This is a genomic window from Pikeienuella sp., assembly GCF_046290545.1.
In the GTDB taxonomy this organism is placed as follows: Bacteria; Pseudomonadota; Alphaproteobacteria; order Rhodobacterales; family Rhodobacteraceae; genus Pikeienuella.
In genome coordinates, this window is sequence record NZ_JBKAGV010000009.1 from 193,625 (window position 1) to 214,191 (window position 20,567).

Annotated in this window: 22 protein-coding genes; 8 read left to right on the top strand and 14 right to left on the bottom strand. The window is 67.4% G+C overall.

Going from position 1 to position 20,567, the window contains the following annotated elements; all coding sequences use genetic code 11:
- Positions 1-126: 126 nt before the first annotated feature.
- Complete coding sequence (locus ACE37J_RS08185) at positions 127-1,449, top strand: ATP-binding protein (RefSeq protein ID WP_409709838.1); 1,323 nt, start codon at positions 127-129, stop codon at positions 1,447-1,449.
- On the opposite strand, the gene ACE37J_RS08190 is transcribed toward ACE37J_RS08185, so the two are convergent.
- Complete coding sequence (locus ACE37J_RS08190) at positions 1,427-2,311, bottom strand: metallophosphoesterase family protein (RefSeq protein WP_409709842.1); 885 nt, start codon at positions 2,309-2,311, stop codon at positions 1,427-1,429. The genes ACE37J_RS08185 and ACE37J_RS08190 overlap by 23 nt on opposite strands.
- Before the next feature lie 86 nt (positions 2,312-2,397).
- Here ACE37J_RS08190 and ACE37J_RS08195 point away from each other — a divergent pair, with 86 nt between their 5' ends.
- The 3 genes from ACE37J_RS08195 to ACE37J_RS08205 all read left to right on the top strand — a co-directional run bounded on the left by ACE37J_RS08195 (position 2,398) and on the right by ACE37J_RS08205 (position 4,945).
- Positions 2,398-3,276: a diacylglycerol kinase family protein gene (locus tag ACE37J_RS08195; protein ID WP_409709845.1), complete on the top strand. Its 879-nt coding sequence runs from the start codon at positions 2,398-2,400 to the stop codon at positions 3,274-3,276.
- A 66-nt stretch (positions 3,277-3,342) separates the two neighbouring features.
- Positions 3,343-4,164, top strand: a complete 822-nt coding sequence (locus ACE37J_RS08200; protein WP_409709848.1) for an aspartyl/asparaginyl beta-hydroxylase domain-containing protein — start codon at positions 3,343-3,345, stop codon at positions 4,162-4,164.
- 1 nt (position 4,165) lies between these two features.
- On the top strand, positions 4,166-4,945 hold the full coding sequence (locus ACE37J_RS08205; protein ID WP_409709850.1) for a hypothetical protein: 780 nt from the start codon (positions 4,166-4,168) through the stop codon (positions 4,943-4,945).
- A gap of 3 nt (positions 4,946-4,948) precedes the next feature.
- Here ACE37J_RS08205 and spt read toward each other — a convergent pair whose 3' ends face one another.
- From spt to ACE37J_RS08235, 6 genes are all read right to left on the bottom strand, one after another.
- Positions 4,949-6,271, bottom strand: a complete 1,323-nt coding sequence (gene spt / locus ACE37J_RS08210; RefSeq protein ID WP_409709853.1) for a serine palmitoyltransferase — start codon at positions 6,269-6,271, stop codon at positions 4,949-4,951.
- A gap of 28 nt (positions 6,272-6,299) precedes the next feature.
- Complete coding sequence (locus tag ACE37J_RS08215) at positions 6,300-6,551, bottom strand: acyl carrier protein (RefSeq protein ID WP_409709856.1); 252 nt, start codon at positions 6,549-6,551, stop codon at positions 6,300-6,302.
- Positions 6,552-6,894: 343 nt separating this feature from the next.
- Positions 6,895-7,356 carry a MarR family winged helix-turn-helix transcriptional regulator gene (locus ACE37J_RS08220; protein WP_409709859.1) on the bottom strand — a complete coding sequence of 154 codons (462 nt, stop codon included), beginning with the start codon at positions 7,354-7,356 and terminating at the stop codon, positions 6,895-6,897.
- A gap of 47 nt (positions 7,357-7,403) precedes the next feature.
- Positions 7,404-8,240: a carbon-nitrogen hydrolase family protein gene (locus ACE37J_RS08225; protein ID WP_409709863.1), complete on the bottom strand. Its 837-nt coding sequence runs from the start codon at positions 8,238-8,240 to the stop codon at positions 7,404-7,406.
- Between the two features lie 31 nt (positions 8,241-8,271).
- Positions 8,272-8,529, bottom strand: coding sequence for a glutaredoxin 3 (gene grxC / locus ACE37J_RS08230; protein WP_409709866.1), 258 nt, complete (start codon positions 8,527-8,529; stop codon positions 8,272-8,274).
- A gap of 29 nt (positions 8,530-8,558) precedes the next feature.
- Entirely contained in the window at positions 8,559-9,398 is an 840-nt protein-coding gene (locus ACE37J_RS08235; RefSeq protein ID WP_409709869.1) for a ComF family protein, read from the bottom strand.
- A 42-nt stretch (positions 9,399-9,440) separates the two neighbouring features.
- On the opposite strand from ACE37J_RS08235, the gene ACE37J_RS08240 reads away from it, so the two are divergent.
- A complete protein-coding gene (locus ACE37J_RS08240; RefSeq protein WP_409709872.1) occupies positions 9,441-10,298 on the top strand; it encodes a methyltransferase in 858 nt (285 codons plus the stop codon).
- 92 nt (positions 10,299-10,390) lie between these two features.
- Complete coding sequence (hemH, locus tag ACE37J_RS08245) at positions 10,391-11,449, top strand: ferrochelatase (RefSeq protein ID WP_409709875.1); 1,059 nt, start codon at positions 10,391-10,393, stop codon at positions 11,447-11,449.
- 7 nt (positions 11,450-11,456) lie between these two features.
- Here the strand turns inward: hemH and ACE37J_RS08250 are convergent, their stop codons facing one another.
- A complete protein-coding gene (locus ACE37J_RS08250; RefSeq protein WP_409709878.1) occupies positions 11,457-11,915 on the bottom strand; it encodes an Lrp/AsnC family transcriptional regulator in 459 nt (152 codons plus the stop codon).
- A 131-nt stretch (positions 11,916-12,046) separates the two neighbouring features.
- On the opposite strand from ACE37J_RS08250, the gene hppD reads away from it, so the two are divergent.
- A complete protein-coding gene (gene hppD, locus ACE37J_RS08255) occupies positions 12,047-13,147 on the top strand; it encodes a 4-hydroxyphenylpyruvate dioxygenase (protein ID WP_409709881.1) in 1,101 nt (366 codons plus the stop codon).
- 17 nt (positions 13,148-13,164) lie between these two features.
- On the opposite strand, the gene ACE37J_RS08260 is transcribed toward hppD, so the two are convergent.
- Positions 13,165-14,436, bottom strand: coding sequence for a glycerate kinase (locus ACE37J_RS08260; protein ID WP_409709884.1), 1,272 nt, complete (start codon positions 14,434-14,436; stop codon positions 13,165-13,167).
- Positions 14,437-14,556: 120 nt separating this feature from the next.
- On the opposite strand from ACE37J_RS08260, the gene galU reads away from it, so the two are divergent.
- A complete protein-coding gene (gene galU, locus ACE37J_RS08265; protein WP_409709887.1) occupies positions 14,557-15,435 on the top strand; it encodes a UTP--glucose-1-phosphate uridylyltransferase GalU in 879 nt (292 codons plus the stop codon).
- Between the two features lie 11 nt (positions 15,436-15,446).
- On the opposite strand, the gene dacB is transcribed toward galU, so the two are convergent.
- The 5 genes from dacB to ACE37J_RS08290 all read right to left on the bottom strand — a co-directional run bounded on the left by dacB (position 15,447) and on the right by ACE37J_RS08290 (position 20,398).
- Complete coding sequence (gene dacB, locus ACE37J_RS08270) at positions 15,447-16,982, bottom strand: D-alanyl-D-alanine carboxypeptidase/D-alanyl-D-alanine-endopeptidase (protein ID WP_409709890.1); 1,536 nt, start codon at positions 16,980-16,982, stop codon at positions 15,447-15,449.
- The gene (locus tag ACE37J_RS08275; RefSeq protein ID WP_409709893.1) at positions 16,979-17,575 is read right to left on the bottom strand and encodes a nicotinate-nucleotide adenylyltransferase; all 597 of its coding nucleotides are present in this window, start codon (positions 17,573-17,575) and stop codon (positions 16,979-16,981) included. The genes dacB and ACE37J_RS08275 overlap by 4 nt, the downstream gene beginning before the upstream one ends.
- 170 nt (positions 17,576-17,745) lie before the next feature.
- The gene (locus ACE37J_RS08280; protein WP_409709896.1) at positions 17,746-19,086 is read right to left on the bottom strand and encodes an ammonium transporter; all 1,341 of its coding nucleotides are present in this window, start codon (positions 19,084-19,086) and stop codon (positions 17,746-17,748) included.
- Between the two features lie 32 nt (positions 19,087-19,118).
- Positions 19,119-19,457 (bottom strand): P-II family nitrogen regulator, encoded by a 339-nt coding sequence (locus tag ACE37J_RS08285; protein ID WP_409709899.1) that lies wholly within the window; start codon positions 19,455-19,457, stop codon positions 19,119-19,121.
- A gap of 206 nt (positions 19,458-19,663) precedes the next feature.
- Complete coding sequence (locus tag ACE37J_RS08290) at positions 19,664-20,398, bottom strand: type 1 glutamine amidotransferase (protein ID WP_409709902.1); 735 nt, start codon at positions 20,396-20,398, stop codon at positions 19,664-19,666.
- Positions 20,399-20,567 lie beyond the last annotated feature (169 nt).

Genomic DNA, 20,567 nt, shown 5'->3' on the forward strand with positions numbered 1-20,567 from the left:
GCTTCGACTCCACGCGCTTCGGCGCTGGCGCGACGCTGCCGATTCCCGTAGTCTTCGCTCCTGCGGAAATGCGTGTGGAGGCAAGATCGGGAGCAAATGGCCGGCGCCGCCAGAAAGACGTCCCGCATGGAAGAGCTTGAGGCCAGGCTTGCCGAGGCGGAGGATCTGCTCCTCGCGCGCGAAGAGCTGTTCCGCATCTTCAACAAGTTCGCGGTGGACATCATGGCCATCGACTCCGAACAGGAGCTGATGTGGCATGTCGCGCGCGAAGTCGTCGGCAAGATGGGCTTCAACGATTGCGTGATCTATCTGACCGATCCGCTCGGCGCCTATCTCCGCCAGGTCGCGGCGCTCGGCGCGAAGAATCCCGAAGGCTATGACATCGTCAATTCCCTCCGCATCCGCATGGGCGAGGGCGTGACGGGCAAGGTGGCGGCGGGCGGAAAGCCGATCATCGTGACCGACCTTTCGAAGGAGCCCTCGTACATCCCAGATCTCGAACCGGCCTTGAGCGAAATCTGCGTCCCGATGATGATCGATGGCAAGGTCGTCGGCGTGATCGACAGCGAAGAGGCTTCGGCCAACGTCTTCACTGTCAACCACCTCTCGATTCTCACGACGATCGCGGCCATCGTCTCCTCGAAGCTGAAGCTCCTGCGCGAGGCGGAGGCCGCCCGGCGCCGCAACCTTGAGCTCGAGCGTACGCGGGAGCGTCTGGAGCGCGCGCGGCGCGAGGCAGAGAGCGCAAGCCGGATCAAGAACGCTTTCCTCGCCACATTGAGCCACGAGCTCCGCACGCCGATGAATGGCGTGATCGGGATGGGCGAGCTCCTCGCGCATACGAATCTTGACGATCGCCAGCGCCAGTTCGTGGACGTGCTGCTCGCCTCCGCCAAGTCGCTGACCGGCCTGATGGACGATCTGCTCGACATCTCGATGATCGAGGCGGGAGAGATGCGGCTTCAGATCGGCGAGTTCGACCTTGAGGACATGACGCGCACGCTTGTCGGCGCCATCCAGGCGATGGACGTGGCGCGGGAGACGGAGATCACCCTCGCCCTCGATCCCTCGCTCCGGGGGCTCTGGCGGGGCGACGGCAAGCGCGTGCGTCAGATCCTCTCCAATCTCCTCAACAACGCTGTGAAGTTCACCGGCAAGGGGCATGTGAAGGTGCGCGTCCGGCCACTGGCCAACGGCCTCCGCTTCGAGGTCGAGGATAACGGGCCCGGCGTTCCCGCCGGCCAGCTCGGCGCCATCTTCGACCGCTTCCGCCAGGTGGAGCAGACCGAGTCCCGCCGACATGGCGGCGTCGGCATAGGGCTCAACATCTGCCGTCAGCTTTGCCTCGCGATGAAGGGGGAGATTGGCGTCGAGAGCGAGGAAGGCGCGGGCGCGCTCTTCTGGTTCGAATTGCCCCTCGTCCGGGTCAGCGTGGCGAAGTCAGCGTGAAGCGGCCGCGGTCGGCGAACCCGGCCGGACCGAGAGCGCGACGCAGGATTTCGATCCGCCAGCCCGCCTCGGTCTCGCGGACGCGCAGGAAGCGCCATTCTGCCGGCGCGGCGCCACGCCCCGGCGGCGTCGAGGCGGAAGGGCAGCCCAGAACCGAGATGCGCCCGGCGGCCCCATCGATCCAGGAGAGTTCGTTCCGGTGATCGTGCCCGTGAAGCACGATCGCCGCACCTGCCTCGGCGATGGCGGCGGAGAGCGCGGCCCGATCCCGCAGCGCCTTTCGCGGCCGGGCAAGTTCGGTCGGCGGATGGTGGATCAGCACGATCCGGCACAGCCCGGCGGCGGCCCCGAGCGCGCGGCGGAGCGCGCGGATCTGAGCGGCCCCCGCCTCGCCCTGCGCGAGGAAGGGCGCAGTCGGGATCGCCGTGGTGACGCCGAAGAGCGCCACGGGCCCGAACCGCCGGAGCACCGGCCAGGCTCCGTCCGGCTGCTCCCCGCGCGTGAACGGGGCGTAGGCCGCTTCCCGCGCCGCCTCCGCCCCCGGCGCGATCGCCTCGTGATTGCCGGGCACGAAGCTCAATGTCTCCGGCGGACCGAAGCCGGACAACCAGGACGCGGCGGCGGCGAACTCGCGCGGGAGGCCAAAATTCACCGCGTCTCCCGTCATCGTCACATGGTCGGGACGATGAGCGAGGATGTCGTCCCGCAGCGCCTCCGCAACGGCGCGGAGATGCAGCCTGCTGCGCCGGCGCGCCCAGTTCAGTGCGCTCAGCCCCCGCTTGCCAAGCAGTTCGAGCGGCGCGAAGCCCCCGTGAAGCGGGAGGTGCGCGTCGGTGAAATGGGCGATCGTGAAGCCGGGCATCGCGGTTCCTCGCCGGGGCGCGCAGCTTGCGGGGCCGCGGCCGAGCCGATAGGGGAGGCCCATCCTTTCGCCGAAAGCCGCGCCTCATGTCCAGCCCGATCGGCCTGATCCGCAACCGCGCCGCGACCCGCGCGACGCGCGGATCGCCGGCGGGCGCTGGCGAAATCCTTCGCATGCCGGAGGATTTCGCCGCGCTCGAGGCCGCGCTGGCCGAATTCCGGGAGGCCGGGGTGGCCGCGATCGTGATCGAAGGCGGGGACGGAACGGTGCGCGAGGTCGTCAGCCGGGCCTTCCGGATCTGGGGAGGAAGCCCGCCGCCCTTCTCGCTGCGACCGACCGGCAACACCAACCTGATCGCCCGAAGCGCCGGGTGCGCACCGCGGGGGGGCGCTCCGCTTGCGCCGGAGCGGTTGCGTCGGAGCGTTCTGCCGGTTCTCAAGGCCGAGCGCGAAGGGGCGGAGGCCATGCGTGGCTTCATCGTGGGAGCCGGGGCCTACGAGGCGGCGACGCGCTTCGCGCGCGAGGAGATCGGCGCGCGGCACGGGTTGCAGGTTCTGCTAGCGGTGCTCAGGCTTCTCCGCTCACGGGCGCTCCGCGGACCCTGGCCGATTGGTTTTGCGGCGTCGACGACAGCGCCGGAAAGCGCGCCACGGATGCTCGTGGCGGCCACTTCGTTGCCGGGCGCGCTCCTCTTCGGCCTCTCGCCCTTCTGGGGGAGCGGCTCGGGGCGGCTGCGTTTCCTCGACATCGCGGCGGAGCCCCCGCGGCTCGCCCTCGCCGCCCCCTTCGTCGCGCTCGGGCGGCCCCGGCGCTGGATGTCCGAGGCCTATCGGAGCGGGCGGTCCGAGGTTGCGACCCTGCGGCTGGAGACGCCTTTCGTCATGGACGGCGAGCCCTTCGCGCCCGGCGCGGACGGCCTTGTCAGGCTCACCGCCAGCGAGACCGCGACATTTCTCTCCGTCTGACCGGCTCGACTTGAGCCCCTCGAGCGGGTATCCCCGGCGCTCAAACGACACGGGAGCGCGAAGCCGATGGCCGCCGCCGAAGAGATCGAACCGAGACCCTCCGCCAAGCCGGCCACGTTGAACCGGCCGATCCGCAAGTTCGTCAAGAAGCGCGGCAAGCGCCTGATGCGCTGGGTGGCGCAGTTCCAGGCGAAGGACGGGCTGGTGCCCGACACGCCCTTCATCGGCAATGATCATTTCCCGTTTCTTCGCGAGTTCGAGGAGAAATCGGAGGCGATGCGCGAGGAGGTGCTGGAGATCCTGAAGCATCGCGAAGCCATCCCCGGCTTCGAGCAGGTCTCGCCCGACCAGCATCGCATCGCCAAGGCGCAGCAGTGGAAGACATTCATTCTCTACGGCTTCGGCGACCGGTTGGAAAAGAACTGTCGCCAGGCGCCCGTGACGGCGGAGATGCTTTCCCGCGTGCCGAACGTGCAGACGGCGTGGTTCTCCATTCTTGCGCCCGGCTACCATATCCCGGCTCATACAGGGGTCACGAAAGGCATCGTGCGCGCCCATGTCGGTCTCATCATTCCGAAGGATCGGGAGAAGTGCCGCATCCGGGTGGCGGACGAGGTGCGCGCGTGGAAAGAGGGCGAGGCCTTCGCCTTCGACGACACGTTCGAGCATGAGGTCTGGAATGACACCGATGAGGAGCGGGTGATCCTCCTCTTCGATTTCGACAGGCCGATGCGCTGGCGGGGGCGACTGCTCAACAAGTTGATGCTGAACCTGATGAAGCTCACCGCCTTCTATCAGGAGCCGAAGAAGAACCTTGCCGATTTCGAGGCGCGGTTCGAGGCGGCGACGCGCCGCGCCGACGCCAATCTCGAGAAGCTGAGCGACTGAGATGCGCCGGCCGGCGCCGGCGCTCCTGTCCTTCATCGAGGCCGAGCTGGCGCGGCCAGTCTCCATGCGCGCCGCGGCTTTCGCTGCGCATCTGGCGGAACGGCCGGGCGTCGTCGCCGTGCTTTTCTATGGCTCCTGCCTGCAGCGGGGGACGGAGGAGGGCATGCTGGACTTCTATGCGCTGACAGAAGGCGAAGGCGCCTGGGGCGAGGGCCGGCGCCTCGCCGCCGCCGGCCGCGCCCTGCCGCCCAATGTCTATCCGCTGGACTTCGAGGGCATGCGGGCCAAGGTCGCCGTCGTGCCGCTCGATGTCTTTCGTGCGCGGATGGACCCGGACGGGCTGGACACGACATTCTGGGCCCGGTTCTGCCAGCGCGCGGCGCTGGTCTGGTCGAGGGACAAGGCGGCCGCGCATGCCGCGGCGCAGGCCGTCGCCGCGGCGGTTGAGTCTGGCGCGCTATGGGCCGAGCGGCTCGCGCCCGGCGCCGGGGGGGCGGAGGCCTGGCGGATGCTCTTCGCGGCGACATACCGGGTCGAATTCCGGGTCGAGGGGCCGGGCCGCGCCGGCGAGATCGTCACGAGGGACGAACCGCGCTTCGCCGCGCTCTGGCCGCTCACCGCGCCCGTGCGCGCCGCCTCCGGCGCGAGCGGCTCATGGACGGCGCGGCGCATAACGGGAAAGGCGCTCCACATCGCGCGGCTGGCGAAGGCCGCCTTCACCTTCGAGGGCGGGCCGCGCTATCTGTTGTGGAAGATCCGCCGGCATCGCCGCCGGCGCTGAACCTCACCGCTTCACCGCGGCCTTCTCGGAACGCGGGGCCGACGGCTCGGCCTCGGACTTGCTGGTCGCGCCGCCGGTGACGATGCGCAGCGCGCCCTGTGGCGCCGCGAGGCGGCGACGGTCCGCCTTGTTGGCGGGGATCAACTCCATCTCGGCTCCGACCCGGGCGAATACGTCCAGCGCATCCGCGATCTGCTCGCGTGTATGCGCGGCCGAGATCGAGGACCGGAGGAGCGAGAGCGCGTTCGGCGTCGAGGGCGGGATCGCGATGTTGGTGTAGACGCCATTCTCGATCAGAGCGTTCCAGAAGCGCACCGCGGTCTCCTTGCCCGGCAGCTTCACGGCCACGACGGGCGAAACCTCCGGACCGAGGTCGAAGCCCAGCGCCTCAAGGCCGTCAAAAAAGGTGCGGGCGTTGCGCCAGAGCTGCTCGCGAAGGTCGGGACGCGCCTCGATCTGGTCGAAGCTCTGACGCGCCGCGGCGATCACCGCGGGCGGGAGCGAGGCGGTGAACATGTACGGCCGCGAGATCGATCGCAGGATTTCCACGCCCTCGTGATCAGAGACGCAGAAGCCGCCGACCGTTCCGACCGACTTGGAGAAGGTGCCGACGATGAAGTCGCAATCCGCCTCGACATCGGCCTGCTCGCAGAGACCGCGGCCGAGGGCGCCAAGCGTGCCGAGCGAATGCGCCTCATCGACCATGAGATAGGCACCGTAGCGGCGCTTAACCTCGGCGATCTCCTTCAGCGGCGCAGTATCACCAAGCATCGAGTAGATGCCCTCGGTCACGACGAGTTTGTCGCCGGGCTTGCCTTCGAGGCGCGCGAGCTTGCGCGCGAGGTCTTCCGCATCATTGTGGCGGAAGCGGATCACCTCGGCGGAGGAGAGCTTGCATGCGTCATAGATCGAGGCGTGGCTGTCCGCGTCGATGAGCAGATAGTCGCCCTGCTGCGCGAGTGCGGAAATGGAGCCGAGATTGGCCGCATAGCCTGTCGAGAACACCACGGCGCACTTCTTGCCGTAGAAGGAGGCGACGCGCGCCTCCAGCGCCTTGTGCAGCCCGTAGGTGCCGTTGGCGATGCGCGAGCCTGTCGTGCCGGTTCCGAAACGGTCGATAGCCGCTTTCGCCTCGGCCAAGCATTCCGCGTCGAAGGTCATGCCGAGATAGTTGTTCGTCCCGAGCAGGATCGTGCGGCGACCTTCGAGTATCGCCTCAGTCGGCGAGATCACCTCTTCGAATTCGAGGCGGGTCGGATCCCGGCCAAGCGCCTTGAGCGCGCCGAACGCCTTCTGAACGGCCTGGGCCTTTTCTTCGATGCTCACTGCCTACTCCTGCGTCCTCAGGTCCGCTTCAGGCGTTTTCCAGAATCAGGCCATGAACCGTCTCGGCGAGTTGCCTCACCGTCTTGACGTCCGAGATACGGTCAAGAGGCACCGTGATCCCGAACTCGTCCTCAAGCTCGAAGACGAAATCCATGACGCTGACGGAGTCGAGGCCCGTATCCGCAACGATATTCGTGTCCGCCGTCAGCGCCAGGTCCCCTTCGACCTTTGCGCCAAGCAGGCGGATGATGTCGTTCTGCACGGATTCGAGCGTGGCCATTCGCGTCCCGTTGCTGTCCCCACGCCGCTTATGCGGCGCCTGTTCCCGTTCGTCAGGCTTCTTGTGCGCTCTGTCGGCGCGTATCGCCCTTTAGTTTCAGAAAGCGGAACATGGCGCGAAGTGACAGAAATTTAAAGGTCAATTCGGTTTCGTCATCACAAGTCTTGCAAGATGAAACTTTTTCGCGAGGTGACGGGGCGCCGGTCAGCCTGCTCCCGAAGGCGCTGATTCCCTTGGGAAATCCGAAGAGGCTCCCGGAACGGACGAAACGTGCGGATCAAGCCTATTGAACGGCGGCGCACAATTTTTCGTGCAGCGCGTCAATGAGCCCCAGCCCGATGGGCTATGACCGCCCGGCGGTCTCGCCGGACCCCGCGAGAAACAGGCGCAGATCGCGCAACCCTGGCAGCGCCGCGCGAAGCCGCTCCCGCCCGACGCCTGCGACGATTTCCGCAAAGACCGGCGCAATGGCGGCTGTCGCCGCGTCCCGCGTAGCGCGACCCTTCTCGGTGAGCGAAACCAGCTTGCGCCGCCGGTCCTTTTCGTCGCCGCGCACATGGATGTAGCCTGCGCCTTCCAGCCGCGCGATGGTGTTCGTCATCGCGCCCTTGGTCAGCTGGAAAACCCGCGCCAGCTGCGCCGGGCTCTTCTCGCCGCCGAGATGCGAGAAATGGTTGAGCACGGCGAACTGCGACAGCTCCAATCCCTCCGGAAGCGCCCGGCGGAGACGCTGTTCCGCCAACTGCTCTATCGCCCTGATCTCCGTCAGGACGGTGAAAGCGATCGGATCGTCCGACGCGCGCATGGCCCCTCCGTGCTTCGTTCAAGAGTGAACGGAACGGACTTGCAGCGTCAAGGCCCCGAGAAGATGCGGGCGCCGGAGAGGGAGGGAACGCGCCGTCGCGCCGCATCGACCGCCGCCAGATCGAGATCGGCCATGACGACCCCAGGCGCCTCCCCGCCATCGGCGATCACTTCGCCCCAGGGGCCGACAACTAGGGAGCGCCCCCAGGTCTCCCGCTCCGGCCCTTCCGCGGCGCGGTGCCGCCCGGTCTGCGCCGGCGCAAGAACGAAGCAACCCGTTTCGATCGCTCGTGCGCGAAGCAGCGGCGCCCAATGCGCGGCGCCGGTCGGCCGCGTGAAGGCGGAGGGTATGGTGACAATCTTCGCTCCGGCCCTCGCCAGCCGGAGATAAAGCTCGGGAAAGCGCATGTCATAGCAGATCGTCATGCCGAGACCGCCCCAGGGTGTATGCGCGAGCACGGCCTCCGCGCCTGGCTGGTATCCCGAACTCTCACGATAGGTTTCCCCCGCCGAGGGCGCTGCGTCGAACATGTGTATCTTGTCGTAACGGGCTGCGACGGCGCCTTTCGGCGTCACAAGGAAGGAGCGGTTCACGAAGCGGCCGTCCGGGGCCTCGCCGGAAAGCGCGAGCGAGCCTATTAGGAGCCAGATCTCGAGTTCGGATGCGACCGCGCGGAGCCGCGCGAGCGTGGCGTCCTCCGCCTCGCTCCGCAACATGGCGCGCTGGCGCGCGCGGTTCATGGAGACGATGTTGGTCACCTCCGGCGTCGCCACCAATGTGGCCCCCGCCTCGGCCGCCTTGCGGACCAGAGCTTCCGTCTCCGGGAGATTGGCCGCCGGATCGTCGGAGGAGGAAAGCTGCAGAAGCGCTGTGCGGAGGATCATCGCTCAAGCCTGCCGCGGCGGCCCGCCCGCTTCAAGCCGTCAGAAGCGGGTCTAGCTTGCCCGAGCGCTCAAGGGCATAGAGATCGTCGCAACCGCCGACATGAAGGCCGGAGACGAAGATCTGCGGCACCGTGCGACCGCCGTTGGAACGCTGCGTCATCTCCGCGCGGAGCGCGGGTTCGGCCATCACGTCGAATTCGCGATAGGAGACGCCCTTGCTCTCAAGCAGGCGCTTCGCCATCCGGCAATAGCCGCAAATCGGCGTCGTATAGATCTCGACCTCGGCCATACTCGTCCCCGGTACGCAAGACCTATGATTTAGGCGGGCCGTTCCTCGCGGGCAACCCGGGCGAAGGTGAGAACGTTCACATCTGCGGCGCCGGCTGCGCGGCACGCTTCCGCGCAGCCCGAAAGGGTGGCGCCGGTCGTGAGCACGTCATCGATCAGCAGCACGCGGCGCCCGGCTATCCGGCTGCGCCACCGGCGGGCCACGGCGAAAGCGCCGGCCACGTTTTCCCGCCGCTCGCGCCGGTTCCTTCCCTCCTGACTCTGTGTCGAGCGGGTCCTCTCCAGAAGATCGAGCGCGAGAGCGGCGTCCTTGCCCGAAATGCGGGCCAGCTCCCGAGCGATCTCCCCGGACTGATTGTATTTCCGCTTCAGCATCCGTTTCCAGTGCAGCGGCGCCGGCGCGATGAGGTCCGCCGTCTTCACCAGCGTCCCGCCCGCGCCGCCCTGCGCCGCCAGCATCCAGCGCGCCGCAAGCGGCGCGACGTCCAGCCGGTCCCCATGTTTCAGCGCGAGGATGAGCCGCCGCGCGGCCCCTTCGTAAACGACAGCGCCGACGCCGCGCGCCCATGCGGGCGGCGCATGCTCGCAAGCGTCGCAGACCAGCCCTTCGGACGGGCCGAAGGCCATGGGCGCGCCGCAGCAGTTGCAAGCAGGCGGGTTGATGAAGATCGTGTCCCGCCAACAAGCCGGGCAGAGCCCGCCCGGCTCCGCGATCTCCGCCCGGCAGGCGGGGCAGGCGGGGGGATAGACGAGCCTTGCGATCGTCTCGGCAGCGCGGGCGACCCACCCGCCAGGGTTGCGCCTGCGCGCGGGGCGCGTATACCCGGCAGCGTCGTCTCCGGAGGCAGGGTCATGGAGCTTTTCGATCATCGCGTCCGCATTCTGCGCGCCGAAAGGGTTAAGAAAACCTTGATGGAGGACGGCGCCGCCGGTTTCCTTCACGAACGCGCAGCTTCAGGCGTCGCCGAGCGGATGGCCGATGTCAACCGCACGTTCCCGCGCGCGTTGATTCACGGCTCGGGCTTCGGTGCCTTCGCCGCCGCTATCGGCGGGAGGCCGGAGGCGGAGGCAACTGTGCAGACGGAGAGCGCGGCGCCCCTTGCCGCGCTCGCCGCCGCGCGCGCGCCGGGGGCGGAGACCCGGATCGCGCCGGAAGAGGAGCCGGAGGGCGAGGCCGGGGAGTACGATCTCGTCGTCTCAGGCATGACGCTCCATCGCGCGAACGACCCTGTTGGCGTGCTCGTCCGGCTCCGGCGGCTCCTGAAGCCGGACGGCCTGCTTCTCGCCGCGCTTCCCGGCGGGCGGACGCTGCACGAACTGCGCGCTGCGCTCGCCGAGGCAGAGGCCGAGGTGGAGGGCGGAATCTCTCCCCGCGTCGCGCCGATGGCTGAGATCAGGGATCTCGGCGCCCTCCTGCAGCGCGCCGGCTACGCCATGCCGGTGGCCGATGTGGACCGGGTGGAGGCTGCATACCGTAGCCCTGTTCATCTGATGCGGGACCTTCGGGCGATGGCGGAGGCGAACGTGCTCGCGCGCCGCCGCCGCCGCTTCAGCCGACCCTCGACGCTCGACCGGGCGGCGGAATTGTACGCCACAAGTTTCGGACGAGACGACGGCAGAGTGACCGCGACATTCGAGATAATCCATCTCGCCGGCTGGGCCCCGGCCGAAGGACAGCCGAAGCCGCTCCGCCCTGGCTCGGCCGCAGCGCGCCTCGCGGACGCGCTGGGCGCGGAAGAGGGACGGTTGCCGCGTGAGGGAGGCGAATAGACGCGCCCGTTTGAAGCCGCGGCAAGCCGGGCTACCTCTCGCACCGCGCCGTCGCGCCATGTAAGAAGGGTGGGAAGCCGATGAGAGACCTGATGAAAGACGAGGCCGCCCTAGATCGCCTCGCCCACGCCCCGGGCGACCATCCGCGCATTCCTTCGCGGAAGACCGGTGTGCTGATCGTCAATCTTGGCACTCCGAACGGCACCGACTATTGGAACATGCGCCGGTATCTGAAGGAGTTCCTGTCGGACCAGCGCGTGATCGAAGCGCCGAAATGGCTCTGGCAGCCGATCCTCAATCTGGTGATCCTGACCACGCGGCCGCAGAAATCCGGCGAGGCTTACGCCTCGATCTGGAACCGCGAGAAGGACGAGAGCCCGCTTCGCACCATCACCCGTGCGCAGACCGAGAAAGTCGCCGCGCGGCTCCACGCCGCCTATGGCGACCAGGTGATCGTCGATTTCTGCATGCGCTACGGCGACCCTTCGACGCCCTCCAAGATTCAGGAATTGCAGGAGAAGGGGTGCGACCGCATCGTCTTTTTCCCGCTCTATCCGCAGTACTCGGCCACGACGACGGCGACGGCGAACGACCAGGCCTTCCGCGCGCTGATGAAGATGCGCTGGCAGCCGGCTTTCCGGACCGTCTCCGCCTATAACGATCATCCGCTCTACGCCGAGGCCCTGGCGCAATCCGTGGAGCGCGCCTATGCGGCGATGGACCGGCGGCCCGACGTGCTGGTCGCCTCCTATCACGGCCTGCCGAAAGACTATCTGGACAAGGGCGACCCCTATCATTGCGCCTGCCACAAGACGACGCGGCTCCTGCGTGAGCGGCTCGGCTGGGAAAAGGGAGAGGTGCTGACCACCTTCCAGTCCCGCTTCGGGCCGAAGCAATGGCTCCAGCCCTATACGGTCGAGCATGTCGCGGAGTTGGCGAAGGCCGGCAAGAAGCACATCGCCATCATGGCCCCCGGCTTTTCAGCCGATTGCGTCGAGACCCTCGAGGAGATCAACGAGGAGATCAAGGAAGCCTTCGAGGAGGCGGGCGGCGAGCGGTTCGACTATATCCCCTGCCTCAACGACGACGAGGCGCATATCGACATGATGGAGGCGATCCTTAAGGTCGAGCTGAGCGGATGGGTCGCCTGAAGGCCGCTCATACCGGCACGCCCTTCATCCTTCCGACACGCTGAAGCACGATGTCCGACCGCACCTGAGCGACCATCGGGTGCGGGAGGAGGCGGCGGTGGACGAAGCTTGCCAGTTCGTCGAGGCTCCTGACCTGGACGTGGAGCAGGTAGTCAGCGTCGCCCGTGAGCGTATAGGCCATACGCACCTCCGGCAGGTCGTCAAAGAAGCCGGCGATGTCGTCCACAACGCTCTCGGAATGGGCGGCGAGCGTCACGCGGCTGAACGCCTCCACGACGTAACCGAGCCGCGCAGGCTCCACCTCCGCGCGGTATCCGCTGATGAACCCCGCCTCTTCCAGCGCGATCCGGCGGCGCGAGCACTGCGAGGGAGAGAGGGCGACCCGCTCCGCCAGCGCGGCGTTGGTGAGGCTCGCATCCTGCTGAAGGAGGGCGAGGATTTTCCGGTCGAATCCGTCAAGGTCCATTTCGTGCGCCTCTCTCGCGATTTGCTCACTGTCTGTGCGTCATCCTATCGCGATATCCTAAAAACGCACGGACATCGCGCGTCGTTTTCGCCATTCTCTCACAAAATAGCCACTCAGAGAGGAGCCTGGCCATGGGACCCTTCCCGCACGACGCCGCCCCCGCCGAGATCACGAAGCATAACCCCGCCGGGACGGACGGGTTCGAGTTCGTCGAGTTTGCGCACCCGGAGCCCGAGGCGTTGCACAAGCTCTTTCGCATGATGGGCTACACGGCGGTCGCGAAGCACCGGACGAAGGATGTGACTCTCTATCGCCAGGGCGACGTCAACTATCTCGTCAACGCGGAGCCGGGCGATTTCGCCGCTGATTTCGTGAAGAAGCACGGTCCCTGCGCCGCCTCCATGGCGTGGCGCGTGGTGGACCCGCAGCAGGCTTATGAACATGCCGTTGCGAATGGCGCGAAAGGCTATCATGGCGATGACAAGGTGATGGACGCGCCCGCGATCCTCGGCATCGGCGGTTCGTTGCTCTATTTCGTCGCGCGCGACGGCGGCTCGCCCTACATGAAGGACTATGAGTGGTTCGGCGCGGTCGATCCGCGGCCCGAGGGCCTCGGCTTCTTCTATCTCGATCACCTGACCCACAACGTTCATCGCGGCAACATGGACAAGTGGTACGGCTTCTATTCCGGCATCTTCAACTTCAAGGAAATCCGGTTCTTCGACATCAAGGGGAAGATGACCGGCCTCTTCTCTCGCGCGCTGACCTCGCCCTGCGGCAAGATCCGCATACCGATCAATGAAAGCGCGGACGAGAACAGCCAGATCGAGGAATATCTCCGCGAATACAACGGCGAGGGCATCCAGCACATCGCGGTGGCGACGAACGACATCTACCGGAGCGTCGACGCGCTGGCCGCGAACGGGCTCGAGTTCATGCCGCCGCCGCCGGATGTCTATTACGACATGTCCTACAAGCGGGTCGCCAACCACGAAGAGCCGATCGACCGGATGAAGACGCATGGCATCCTGATCGACGGCGAGGGCGTGGTGGACGGGGGCACGACGCGCATCCTCCTCCAGATCTTTTCCAAGACGGTGGTTGGCCCGATCTTCTTCGAGTTCATCCAGCGGAAGGGCGACGACGGCTTTGGAGAGGGCAACTTCAAGGCCCTGTTCGAGAGCATCGAGATGGACCAGATCAACCGTGGTGTCCTTTCCGCCGCGGAATGACCGACCTGCGGCGCGGCTCAGCCGCGCCGCACCAGCACGGCGCGGAAGTCGTTCACGTTGGTGAGCGTCGGCCCGGTGACGACCTGATCGCCCGTCGCGGCGAAGAAGCCGTGGCCGTCATGCCGGGTGAGGGCGTCCTCGAAGGACAGGCCCGCGGCAACGGCGCGGACGGGCGTTCCTTCATCTATGATTGCGCCGGCGACTTCCTCCATCCCGTCCACCCCGTCCGTGTCGCAGGCGATGGCGGAGACGCCCGGCGCGCCCCGAAGCGCTGCGGCGAGGCCGAGGAGGAATTCGACATTTCGCCCGCCGCGCCCGAGCGGCGCGGCTTCGCGCCGGATCGTCACCGTCGTCTCCCCGCCCGAAATGAGGACGACCGGCCCGCTCTCGGCGAGGGCCCGCGCCGCCATCTCGGCTCCGAGCTCTCGCGCCTCGCCTTCGAGCGCGTCACCGAGGATCAGAGGGCGGACGCCGGCCGCCTCCGCGACTGCGGCGGCGGCTTCGAGCGACAGCATCGGAGCGCCGATCAGCCGATATTCGGCGCGCGAGAGGCGCGCATCGCCCGGTTTCGGCGTCTCCTCGGCCTCCGTTTCGAGATGGCGGGCCACTGAAGGCGGCGCCGCGATCCCGCGTCGGGCGAGGATCGCGCGCGCCTCTGCGAATGTCGTCGGATCGGCGACCGTCGGCCCCGATGCGATGACGCCCGGATCGTCCCCCGGCACGTCGGAAATCGCCAATGTGAGCACGCGCGCCGGAAAGGCGGCGGCCGCAAGCCTGCCGCCCTTGATCGCGGAAAGATGCTTGCGGACGGCGTTCATCTCTCCGATCGGCGCGCCGGAGGCGAGGAGGGCGCGGGTGAGCGCCTGCTTTTCGGCGAAATCGACGCCCGGAGCCGGAAGGGAGAGGAGCGCGGAGCCGCCGCCCGAGATCAGTGACAGGACGAGGTCCCCCTCCCCGGCGCTCTCCGCGAGTGCGAGGATGCGCCGCGCCGCCTCCCGCCCGGCCTCGTCCGGCTCCGGATGCGCCGCCTCGACGACCTCGATCCGTTCCGTCTTCGCGCCGTGGCCGTAGCGCGTCACGACCATCCCCTCCGGCGCCGGGAGACGCGCGCCCCACGCCGCCTCAAATGAAGCGGCCATGGAAGCGGCGGCTTTGCCCGCGCCGATCACGATCAGCCGGCCGGCAGGCGGCTTCGGCAGATGCGCGCCGAGCAGCCGGCCGGGCGCCGCGGCGTCGAGAGCGGCGTCGAACATGTTTCGCAGGAGCGCCCTGTCCTTGGTGACTGTCACTACGCTTTCCTCATCCGTTTCGCGGAAGATGCCGCTCCGCGCGCCAGAGGGAAAGCGGCGCCGCGCATTGGAATCGTCATGCGGGCGATATAGAGACAAGGGCGAACCGAGGAGGATCGAATGACGACTGTGCGCAAGGCTGTGTTTCCCGTCGCCGGGCTCGGAACCCGTTTCCTTCCCGCGACGAAGGCCGTGCCGAAGGAAGTGCTGCCGCTCGTGGACCGCCCGCTCATCCAGTACGCCATCGACGAGGCGCGCGAAGCCGGGATCACCGACTTCATCTTCGTGACCGCGAAGGGAAAATCCGCCCTCGAGGATTATTTCGACAGCGCGCCGGAGCTTGTCCGCGCGCTGGAAGAGAAGAACAAGCCCGACCTTCTCGAACTCATCAAGCCGGCGGAGATGCCCTCCGGCGCGATCAGCTATCTTCGCCAGCAGGAAGCGCTTGGCCTCGGCCACGCGGTATGGTGCGCGCGGCATCTCGTGGGCGACGAGCCTTTCGCGGTGATCCTTCCGGACGACGTGATCCAGGGCGAGACCGGATGCCTCAAGCAGATGGTGGAGGCGCATGACGAGATGGGCGGCTGCATCGTCGCCGCGATGGAAGTCGGGCCGGAGAGTATTTCGAGCTATGGCGTGATCGATCCGGCGAGCGACGATGGACGGCTCGTCGAGATGCGCGGCATGGTCGAGAAACCCAAGGCGGCTGACGCGCCCTCCAATCTCGCCGTGATCGGCCGATACATTCTCAGCCCGCGGGTGATGAAGAACCTCTCGGTCATCAAACCGGGCGCAAACGGCGAAATCCAGCTGACTGACGCGATCGCGCAGGAGATCAAGATCGGCCGTCCCGTTCACGGCCTCCGGTTCAGGGGCGAGCGGTTCGATTGCGGCTCCAAGCTCGGTTATCTCCAGGCGACGGTCGCCTTCGCCCTTAATCGGGCCGAGTTCCGGACGGACATGGCCGCGTTCCTGAAGAAGACCGCCGCCGACCTCTGAGCGGTGGAGGCCTACTCGGAGGCGGCGGCGAGGCGCGGCGCCGCATAGCGCGCGATCCAGCTTCGGATGAGCGCGCGCTGAAGCGCCCGCGCCCGCGCCGCCCAGGCGCGGGCGCCGGGCGGAGTCTCCACCTCATCCATCGCAAAGGCGGCGCGCTGGGGCAGATCTGCGGCGATGATCGCGAAGGCGAGACGGCGGCCGGCTTCCGGCTCGATATAGCCGGCGAGCGCGCTCACGAAGTTCATCGTTCCGGTCTTCGCGCGGACGCTGGCGGCGACGGCCGGCGTGGCCGCGCCTTCGTCGAGGATGGGCCGATCCGGGGTCAGGCCGCGCAGGGTGGCCGCGCGTCCGCCGCCCAGCGCCGGAAAGCCGCGCCGCTCTGCAGCGACCAGGAATTCGGCAAGGCGACGGACGCTGGCGCGGCTTTCGGCCGAAAGCCCTGAGTGATTGGTCAGCCTGAACCCCGGATCACCCGGCGGGAACCCTGTGAACTGCGCCGCCCATGCGTTCATCGCGCCGGCCGAGGCTTCCAGCGTTTCGGCGGAGCCGCCCACGGCGCGCGTCGCCGCAAGGCCGACCGCCTCGGCGGTAAGGTTTGTCGAATACCGCATCATGTCTGTCAGGATATCCGCAAGCGGACGGCTCTCGACACGGGCGATCACGTCCGCGACGGCGGGGGCGGCGCCGGGTTCCGGAGGCGGCAGCCTGAGCCCAGCCTCGTCCGCCTGCCGGACGAAGACCTCTCCGGCATAGTCCGCCGGGCGACGGACCGGAAGCCATCGCCCGCCATCCCTCGCGAGCGCCGTCGCCGCGACATGCCACGTTTCCGGCGCGCCGCCGAGATAGGCGAAGGCTCCGGGGGCCGAGACGACGTCATGCGCCTCCACCCGAACCGCGGCGGTCACGGGGCTGAGCGTTTCCGCCCGCGCCTCGACGGAGAGCGAGGGCGCTCCGCCCCGTCGGCGCCATTCCACAAAGACGCGGTTGTAGTTCAGGTTCAGGCCGCCGACGGACGGATTGTAGGCGGCCGTATCCGGCTGCGTCGGATCGATCCGCTCAACTGTCGGAAGAAGCCCCGCATCGACCAGAAACCGGCCGGATACGAAGTCGAGCCCCGCCTCCTTCGCGCGAAAGGCGAGGAGGTCCAGCGCCTCGCTGTCCGTCTCCGGGTCGCCGCCGCCCTGCAGAACAAGATCGCCCGAGAGCGAGCCGCCCTCCAGCGTTCCGCTTGCCACGAGCCGCGTCTCGAAACGGTGGTCCGGGCCGAGCGCGTCCAGCGCATAGACGGCCGTTGGCGCTTTCGCCACGGAGGCGAGCGGGAGCGGCAGGTCCGCCTCCCCGCCTTCGAGAGGCGCGCCTGTCTCGAGGTCGACGACGATGAAGGCGACGGTTCCGGAGAGCCCTGCCTCCGCCACCAGGGCCAGCGCATCCGGCGCCCGCGCCTCGGGCCGCGGCGAGGGAAGGGGAGAGACCTCCGGCGCTGTCGCCGCCGCGCTCCAGGCGACAAGGATACAAAGGGGCAGTAGCAGCGCGCGGAGCCGGATCATGGCCAATCCCCCCGTGCGCGGATTGCGGTCGATGAGGCGGGCGAGGTCGCGCCCGTCACGAGCGCCCATGCCGGTGCGCGGGCATGGGAAAGGCGCGCCGCCTCCGCCCCCTTCAGCCGATGGCGGCGGAAGGCGCGCGCGGCCGGCGCCAGACGCGCCTTCGCCGCCGCGCCGGGCCGGGCGATGACGCCCACGGGGACGGTTTCCATGATCCAGCGCCAGTCTTCCCAGAGGTGGAAGGTCATCAGATTGTCCGCCCCCATGAGCCAGGTGAAGCGCACGCCCGGATGCAGACGGCGAAGCGCGGCGAGCGTGTCGGCAGTATAGCGCGTTCCGAGCTCGGCCTCCACGCCCGTCGCCTCGATCCGGTCGTCTCCGATCAGGGCCCGGCAGGCCTCTAGCCTACGGGCCAACGGAGCCGGGCCTCGCGTTTTCAGCGGGTTCCCGGGCGAGACCAGCCACCAGACGCGATTGAACCGGAACCGGCGCAGCGCCTGCCGCGTGATATGGAGGTGGCCCTCGTGCGGCGGGTCGAACGAGCCCCCGAGAAGCCCGATGCGATAACCGGGCGGAGCCTCCGGCCCGCTGCTCATCGGCGCATCATCGGGTGGTCATCGGCGCGCTCCCGCCCGTTGGTCCCGCGCATCTCGGCGAAGGGGCGCAGGAAAGTCAACGCCATGGCTGAGAGAACAAAAAACCCGGGCCTTTCGGCCCGGGCGAGTGAGGGCGGCGCGCCACGCCGCCCCGGGGATCCTGAGAGGGATCAGCCGATCTGAGAGCCCTTGCCGAATTCGGGATAGGCCTCCATGCCGAGTTCGGTCATGTCGAGGCCGTTGACCTCGTCCTCCTGGCTCACGCGGATGCCCATCGTCGCCTTGAGGATCATCCAAACCGCCGCCGACACCGCGAAGACGAAGACGCCGACCGTTATGATGGAGATCAGCTGCACGCCGATGGAGGCGTCGCCGTTCGTGAACACGACCGCGATGGTGCCCCAGATGCCGGCGAAGAGGTGCACGGGAATCGCGCCGACCACATCGTCGATCTTCATCTTGTCGAGGAACGGCACCGCGAAGACAACGATCGCGCCGCCGACCGCGCCGATCAGGAGCGCCGCCCCGAGGGAGGGAGTCAGCGGCTCTGCCGTGATCGAGACGAGACCTGCGAGAGCGCCGTTCAGCACCATCGTGAGGTCAACCTTCTTGTATAGAACCTGCGTCAGGATCATGGCTGCGAGCGCGCCACCGGAAGCCGCGATGTTCGTGTTGGCGAAGATCCGGCTGATATCCGCAACGTTGCCGGCGGTGTTCATGTAAAGCTGGGAGCCCCCGTTGAAGCCGAACCAGCCCAGCCAGAGGATGAACGTCCCGAGCGTCGCGAGCGTGAGGTTGGAGCCCGGCATGGGCGTCACGCGGCCGTCCTTGTATTTGCCAAGGCGCGGGCCGAGGATCAGAGCGCCGGCGAGCGCCGCCCATCCGCCAACGGAATGCACCACGGTGGAGCCGGCGAAGTCGAGGAAACCCATCTCGTTCAGCCAGCCGCCGCCCCATTTCCAGGAGGCCTGGATCGGATAGATCAGGCCCGTGAGGATGATGGTGAAGATCAGGAACGGCCAGAGTTTGATCCGCTCGGCGAGCGCGCCCGAGACGATGGACGCCGTCGCCGCGCAGAACATCAGCTGAAAGAAGAAGTCCGAACCGACGGACGCGTAGGTGAGATCCGGCTCAGTATCAGCAAGGCCGACCGGGTCGAGCGACGTCGGGCTGAACGCGCCGAGATAGTTGGTGATCGTCCAGCCGTCGCCCGGATACATCAGATTGTATCCGACGAGGTAATAGAAGACCGCCGCTAGCGCGAAGAGCCCCATATTCTTCGTCAACTGCATCGTGACGTTTTTTGACCTCACGAGACCGGCTTCGAGCATGGCGAAGCCGCAGGCCATAAACATCACGAGGAAGCCGGCCACGAGAAACATGAAGGTGGTGAAGATGTAGCCGATCTCGCCGGCGACCGGCGGATTGGGCTCCTGGGCCATCGCCGGGGCGGCGAGCGCCGCTAGGCTCAGCGCCGCGGCGGCGGCGGCGCGCGTGAACGTGTTGTTCATCCTGGATTTTTCCCCTGTCAGAATTGAGCGCGTCACAGCGCGTCCTCGCCCTGCTCGCCCGTCCGGACGCGCACGGCCTGTTCGATGTCCCAGACAAAGATCTTTCCGTCGCCGATCTTTCCGGTGCGGGCCGTCTTTGCGATCGTTTCGACGATCTTCTCCGCCTCGCCGTCCGGGCAGGCGATCTCGAGCCGGATCTTCGGCACGAAGTTCACGACATACTCCGCGCCGCGATAGATTTCGGTGTGGCCGCTCTGGCGGCCGTATCCCTTCACCTCGGAGACCATGAGGCCCTGCACGCCGATGGCGGTCAGGGCTTCTCGCACCTCTTCGAGCTTGAAGGGTTTCAGAACTGCTGTGACGAGCTTCATCTTGTCCCTCTTTCGCGCGCGCTGCTGAAGGGCGCGCTTCCAAGGAGCCTCTATGCAAAGCTTGTGCCAATCTTTCGGAAACTTATGGGATCAGCAATTATTGTTCATAAACAGTGGCTTGATGGATCTGCATCAAAGCCGGTCGCCACCAGTCTGTGAGGGGCGACCATTTTTCGCCCAATTGGGCGGCGAGAATCCCGTGATGCCTACTTCTTGTGCATGAATAGGAAGTCCCGGAACCAACGAGCCGCCCACGCGCCATCATGCGCCGGCCCCGGCGCATCGAGCCCGGCGAGCGCGCGGTCGGCAACGTCCTCCGGAAACGCATCTCCGCGTCGGAGTGCGATCAGCTCACGTGCAAATGGCGCCGTGAATTCCGGGTGCGGCTGGATCGAGATCGCCCAGGGACGCTCCGGATCGCCATACGCGAGCATGGCGTTCTCGCAGAAGGGCGATGTGGCGAGGCGTGTGGCGCCGGGGGGGAGTTCGACGACCTGATCCTGATGCACCGCCGGCAGCGAAAGCCGTTCCGGCGTCTCGGCCATCCATCCGGGTCGGGCCAGGGATTCGTACTCATGGAGGCCTAGCCCCCAGCCCTTATCCGACTTCACGGCCCGGCCGCCGAGCGCCTCCGCCATGATCTGGTGGCCGAAACAGACTCCGATCATCGGCGCCCGGGCGGCGGCGGCATCGCGGATGAAGGCCTTTAGCGGCGGGATGAAGGCATGATCCTCATAGACGCCGTGCTTCGAGCCGGAAATGATCCATCCGTCCGCCGCCTCGGGCCCCTCCGGGAACTCGCCCTCTACGACGCGCCAGCCCCTCACCGAGAAGGGCTCGCCAGATCGCTCGAGAAGCGTGGCGAAAAACCGGTCATACTGGCCCCATTCCGGCGTCAGCTTCTCCGCCGTCAATCCGGCGATCAGCACCCCGATCCGCATCCTGTCCTCCCGCTTGGCCAGTCTCCTCTATCCGGGCGGCGCATCGGCGAAAAGAGGCGTCAGATCCGGACGGGTCCTGACCCGGAGAACTGGTCCGGACCGATTGCGATTTTTCGGGCATGAATCTGGAAACGGAGGAATGCCCAGATGCCCAAGAAACGCTTCACGG

Excerpts from the sequence above, each read along its gene's own strand:
- ACE37J_RS08185 (WP_409709838.1), top strand. The coding sequence starts at position 127 with ATGGAAGAGCTTGAGGCCAGGCTTGCCGAGGCGGAGGATCTGCTCCTC.
- ACE37J_RS08190 (WP_409709842.1), bottom strand. The coding sequence starts at position 2,311 with ATGCCCGGCTTCACGATCGCCCATTTCACCGACGCGCACCTCCCGCTT.
- ACE37J_RS08195 (WP_409709845.1), top strand. The coding sequence starts at position 2,398 with ATGTCCAGCCCGATCGGCCTGATCCGCAACCGCGCCGCGACCCGCGCG.
- ACE37J_RS08200 (WP_409709848.1), top strand. The coding sequence starts at position 3,343 with ATGGCCGCCGCCGAAGAGATCGAACCGAGACCCTCCGCCAAGCCGGCC.
- ACE37J_RS08205 (WP_409709850.1), top strand. The coding sequence starts at position 4,166 with ATGCGCCGGCCGGCGCCGGCGCTCCTGTCCTTCATCGAGGCCGAGCTG.
- ACE37J_RS08215 (WP_409709856.1), bottom strand. The coding sequence starts at position 6,551 with ATGGCCACGCTCGAATCCGTGCAGAACGACATCATCCGCCTGCTTGGC.
- ACE37J_RS08220 (WP_409709859.1), bottom strand. The coding sequence starts at position 7,356 with ATGCGCGCGTCGGACGATCCGATCGCTTTCACCGTCCTGACGGAGATC.
- ACE37J_RS08225 (WP_409709863.1), bottom strand. The coding sequence starts at position 8,240 with ATGATCCTCCGCACAGCGCTTCTGCAGCTTTCCTCCTCCGACGATCCG.
- grxC (WP_409709866.1), bottom strand. The coding sequence starts at position 8,529 with ATGGCCGAGGTCGAGATCTATACGACGCCGATTTGCGGCTATTGCCGG.
- ACE37J_RS08235 (WP_409709869.1), bottom strand. The coding sequence starts at position 9,398 with ATGATCGAAAAGCTCCATGACCCTGCCTCCGGAGACGACGCTGCCGGG.
- ACE37J_RS08240 (WP_409709872.1), top strand. The coding sequence starts at position 9,441 with ATGGAGGACGGCGCCGCCGGTTTCCTTCACGAACGCGCAGCTTCAGGC.
- hemH (WP_409709875.1), top strand. The coding sequence starts at position 10,391 with ATGAAAGACGAGGCCGCCCTAGATCGCCTCGCCCACGCCCCGGGCGAC.
- ACE37J_RS08250 (WP_409709878.1), bottom strand. The coding sequence starts at position 11,915 with ATGGACCTTGACGGATTCGACCGGAAAATCCTCGCCCTCCTTCAGCAG.
- hppD (WP_409709881.1), top strand. The coding sequence starts at position 12,047 with ATGGGACCCTTCCCGCACGACGCCGCCCCCGCCGAGATCACGAAGCAT.
- galU (WP_409709887.1), top strand. The coding sequence starts at position 14,557 with ATGACGACTGTGCGCAAGGCTGTGTTTCCCGTCGCCGGGCTCGGAACC.
- dacB (WP_409709890.1), bottom strand. The coding sequence starts at position 16,982 with ATGATCCGGCTCCGCGCGCTGCTACTGCCCCTTTGTATCCTTGTCGCC.
- ACE37J_RS08275 (WP_409709893.1), bottom strand. The coding sequence starts at position 17,575 with ATGAGCAGCGGGCCGGAGGCTCCGCCCGGTTATCGCATCGGGCTTCTC.
- ACE37J_RS08280 (WP_409709896.1), bottom strand. The coding sequence starts at position 19,086 with ATGAACAACACGTTCACGCGCGCCGCCGCCGCCGCGGCGCTGAGCCTA.
- ACE37J_RS08285 (WP_409709899.1), bottom strand. The coding sequence starts at position 19,457 with ATGAAGCTCGTCACAGCAGTTCTGAAACCCTTCAAGCTCGAAGAGGTG.
- ACE37J_RS08290 (WP_409709902.1), bottom strand. The coding sequence starts at position 20,398 with ATGCGGATCGGGGTGCTGATCGCCGGATTGACGGCGGAGAAGCTGACG.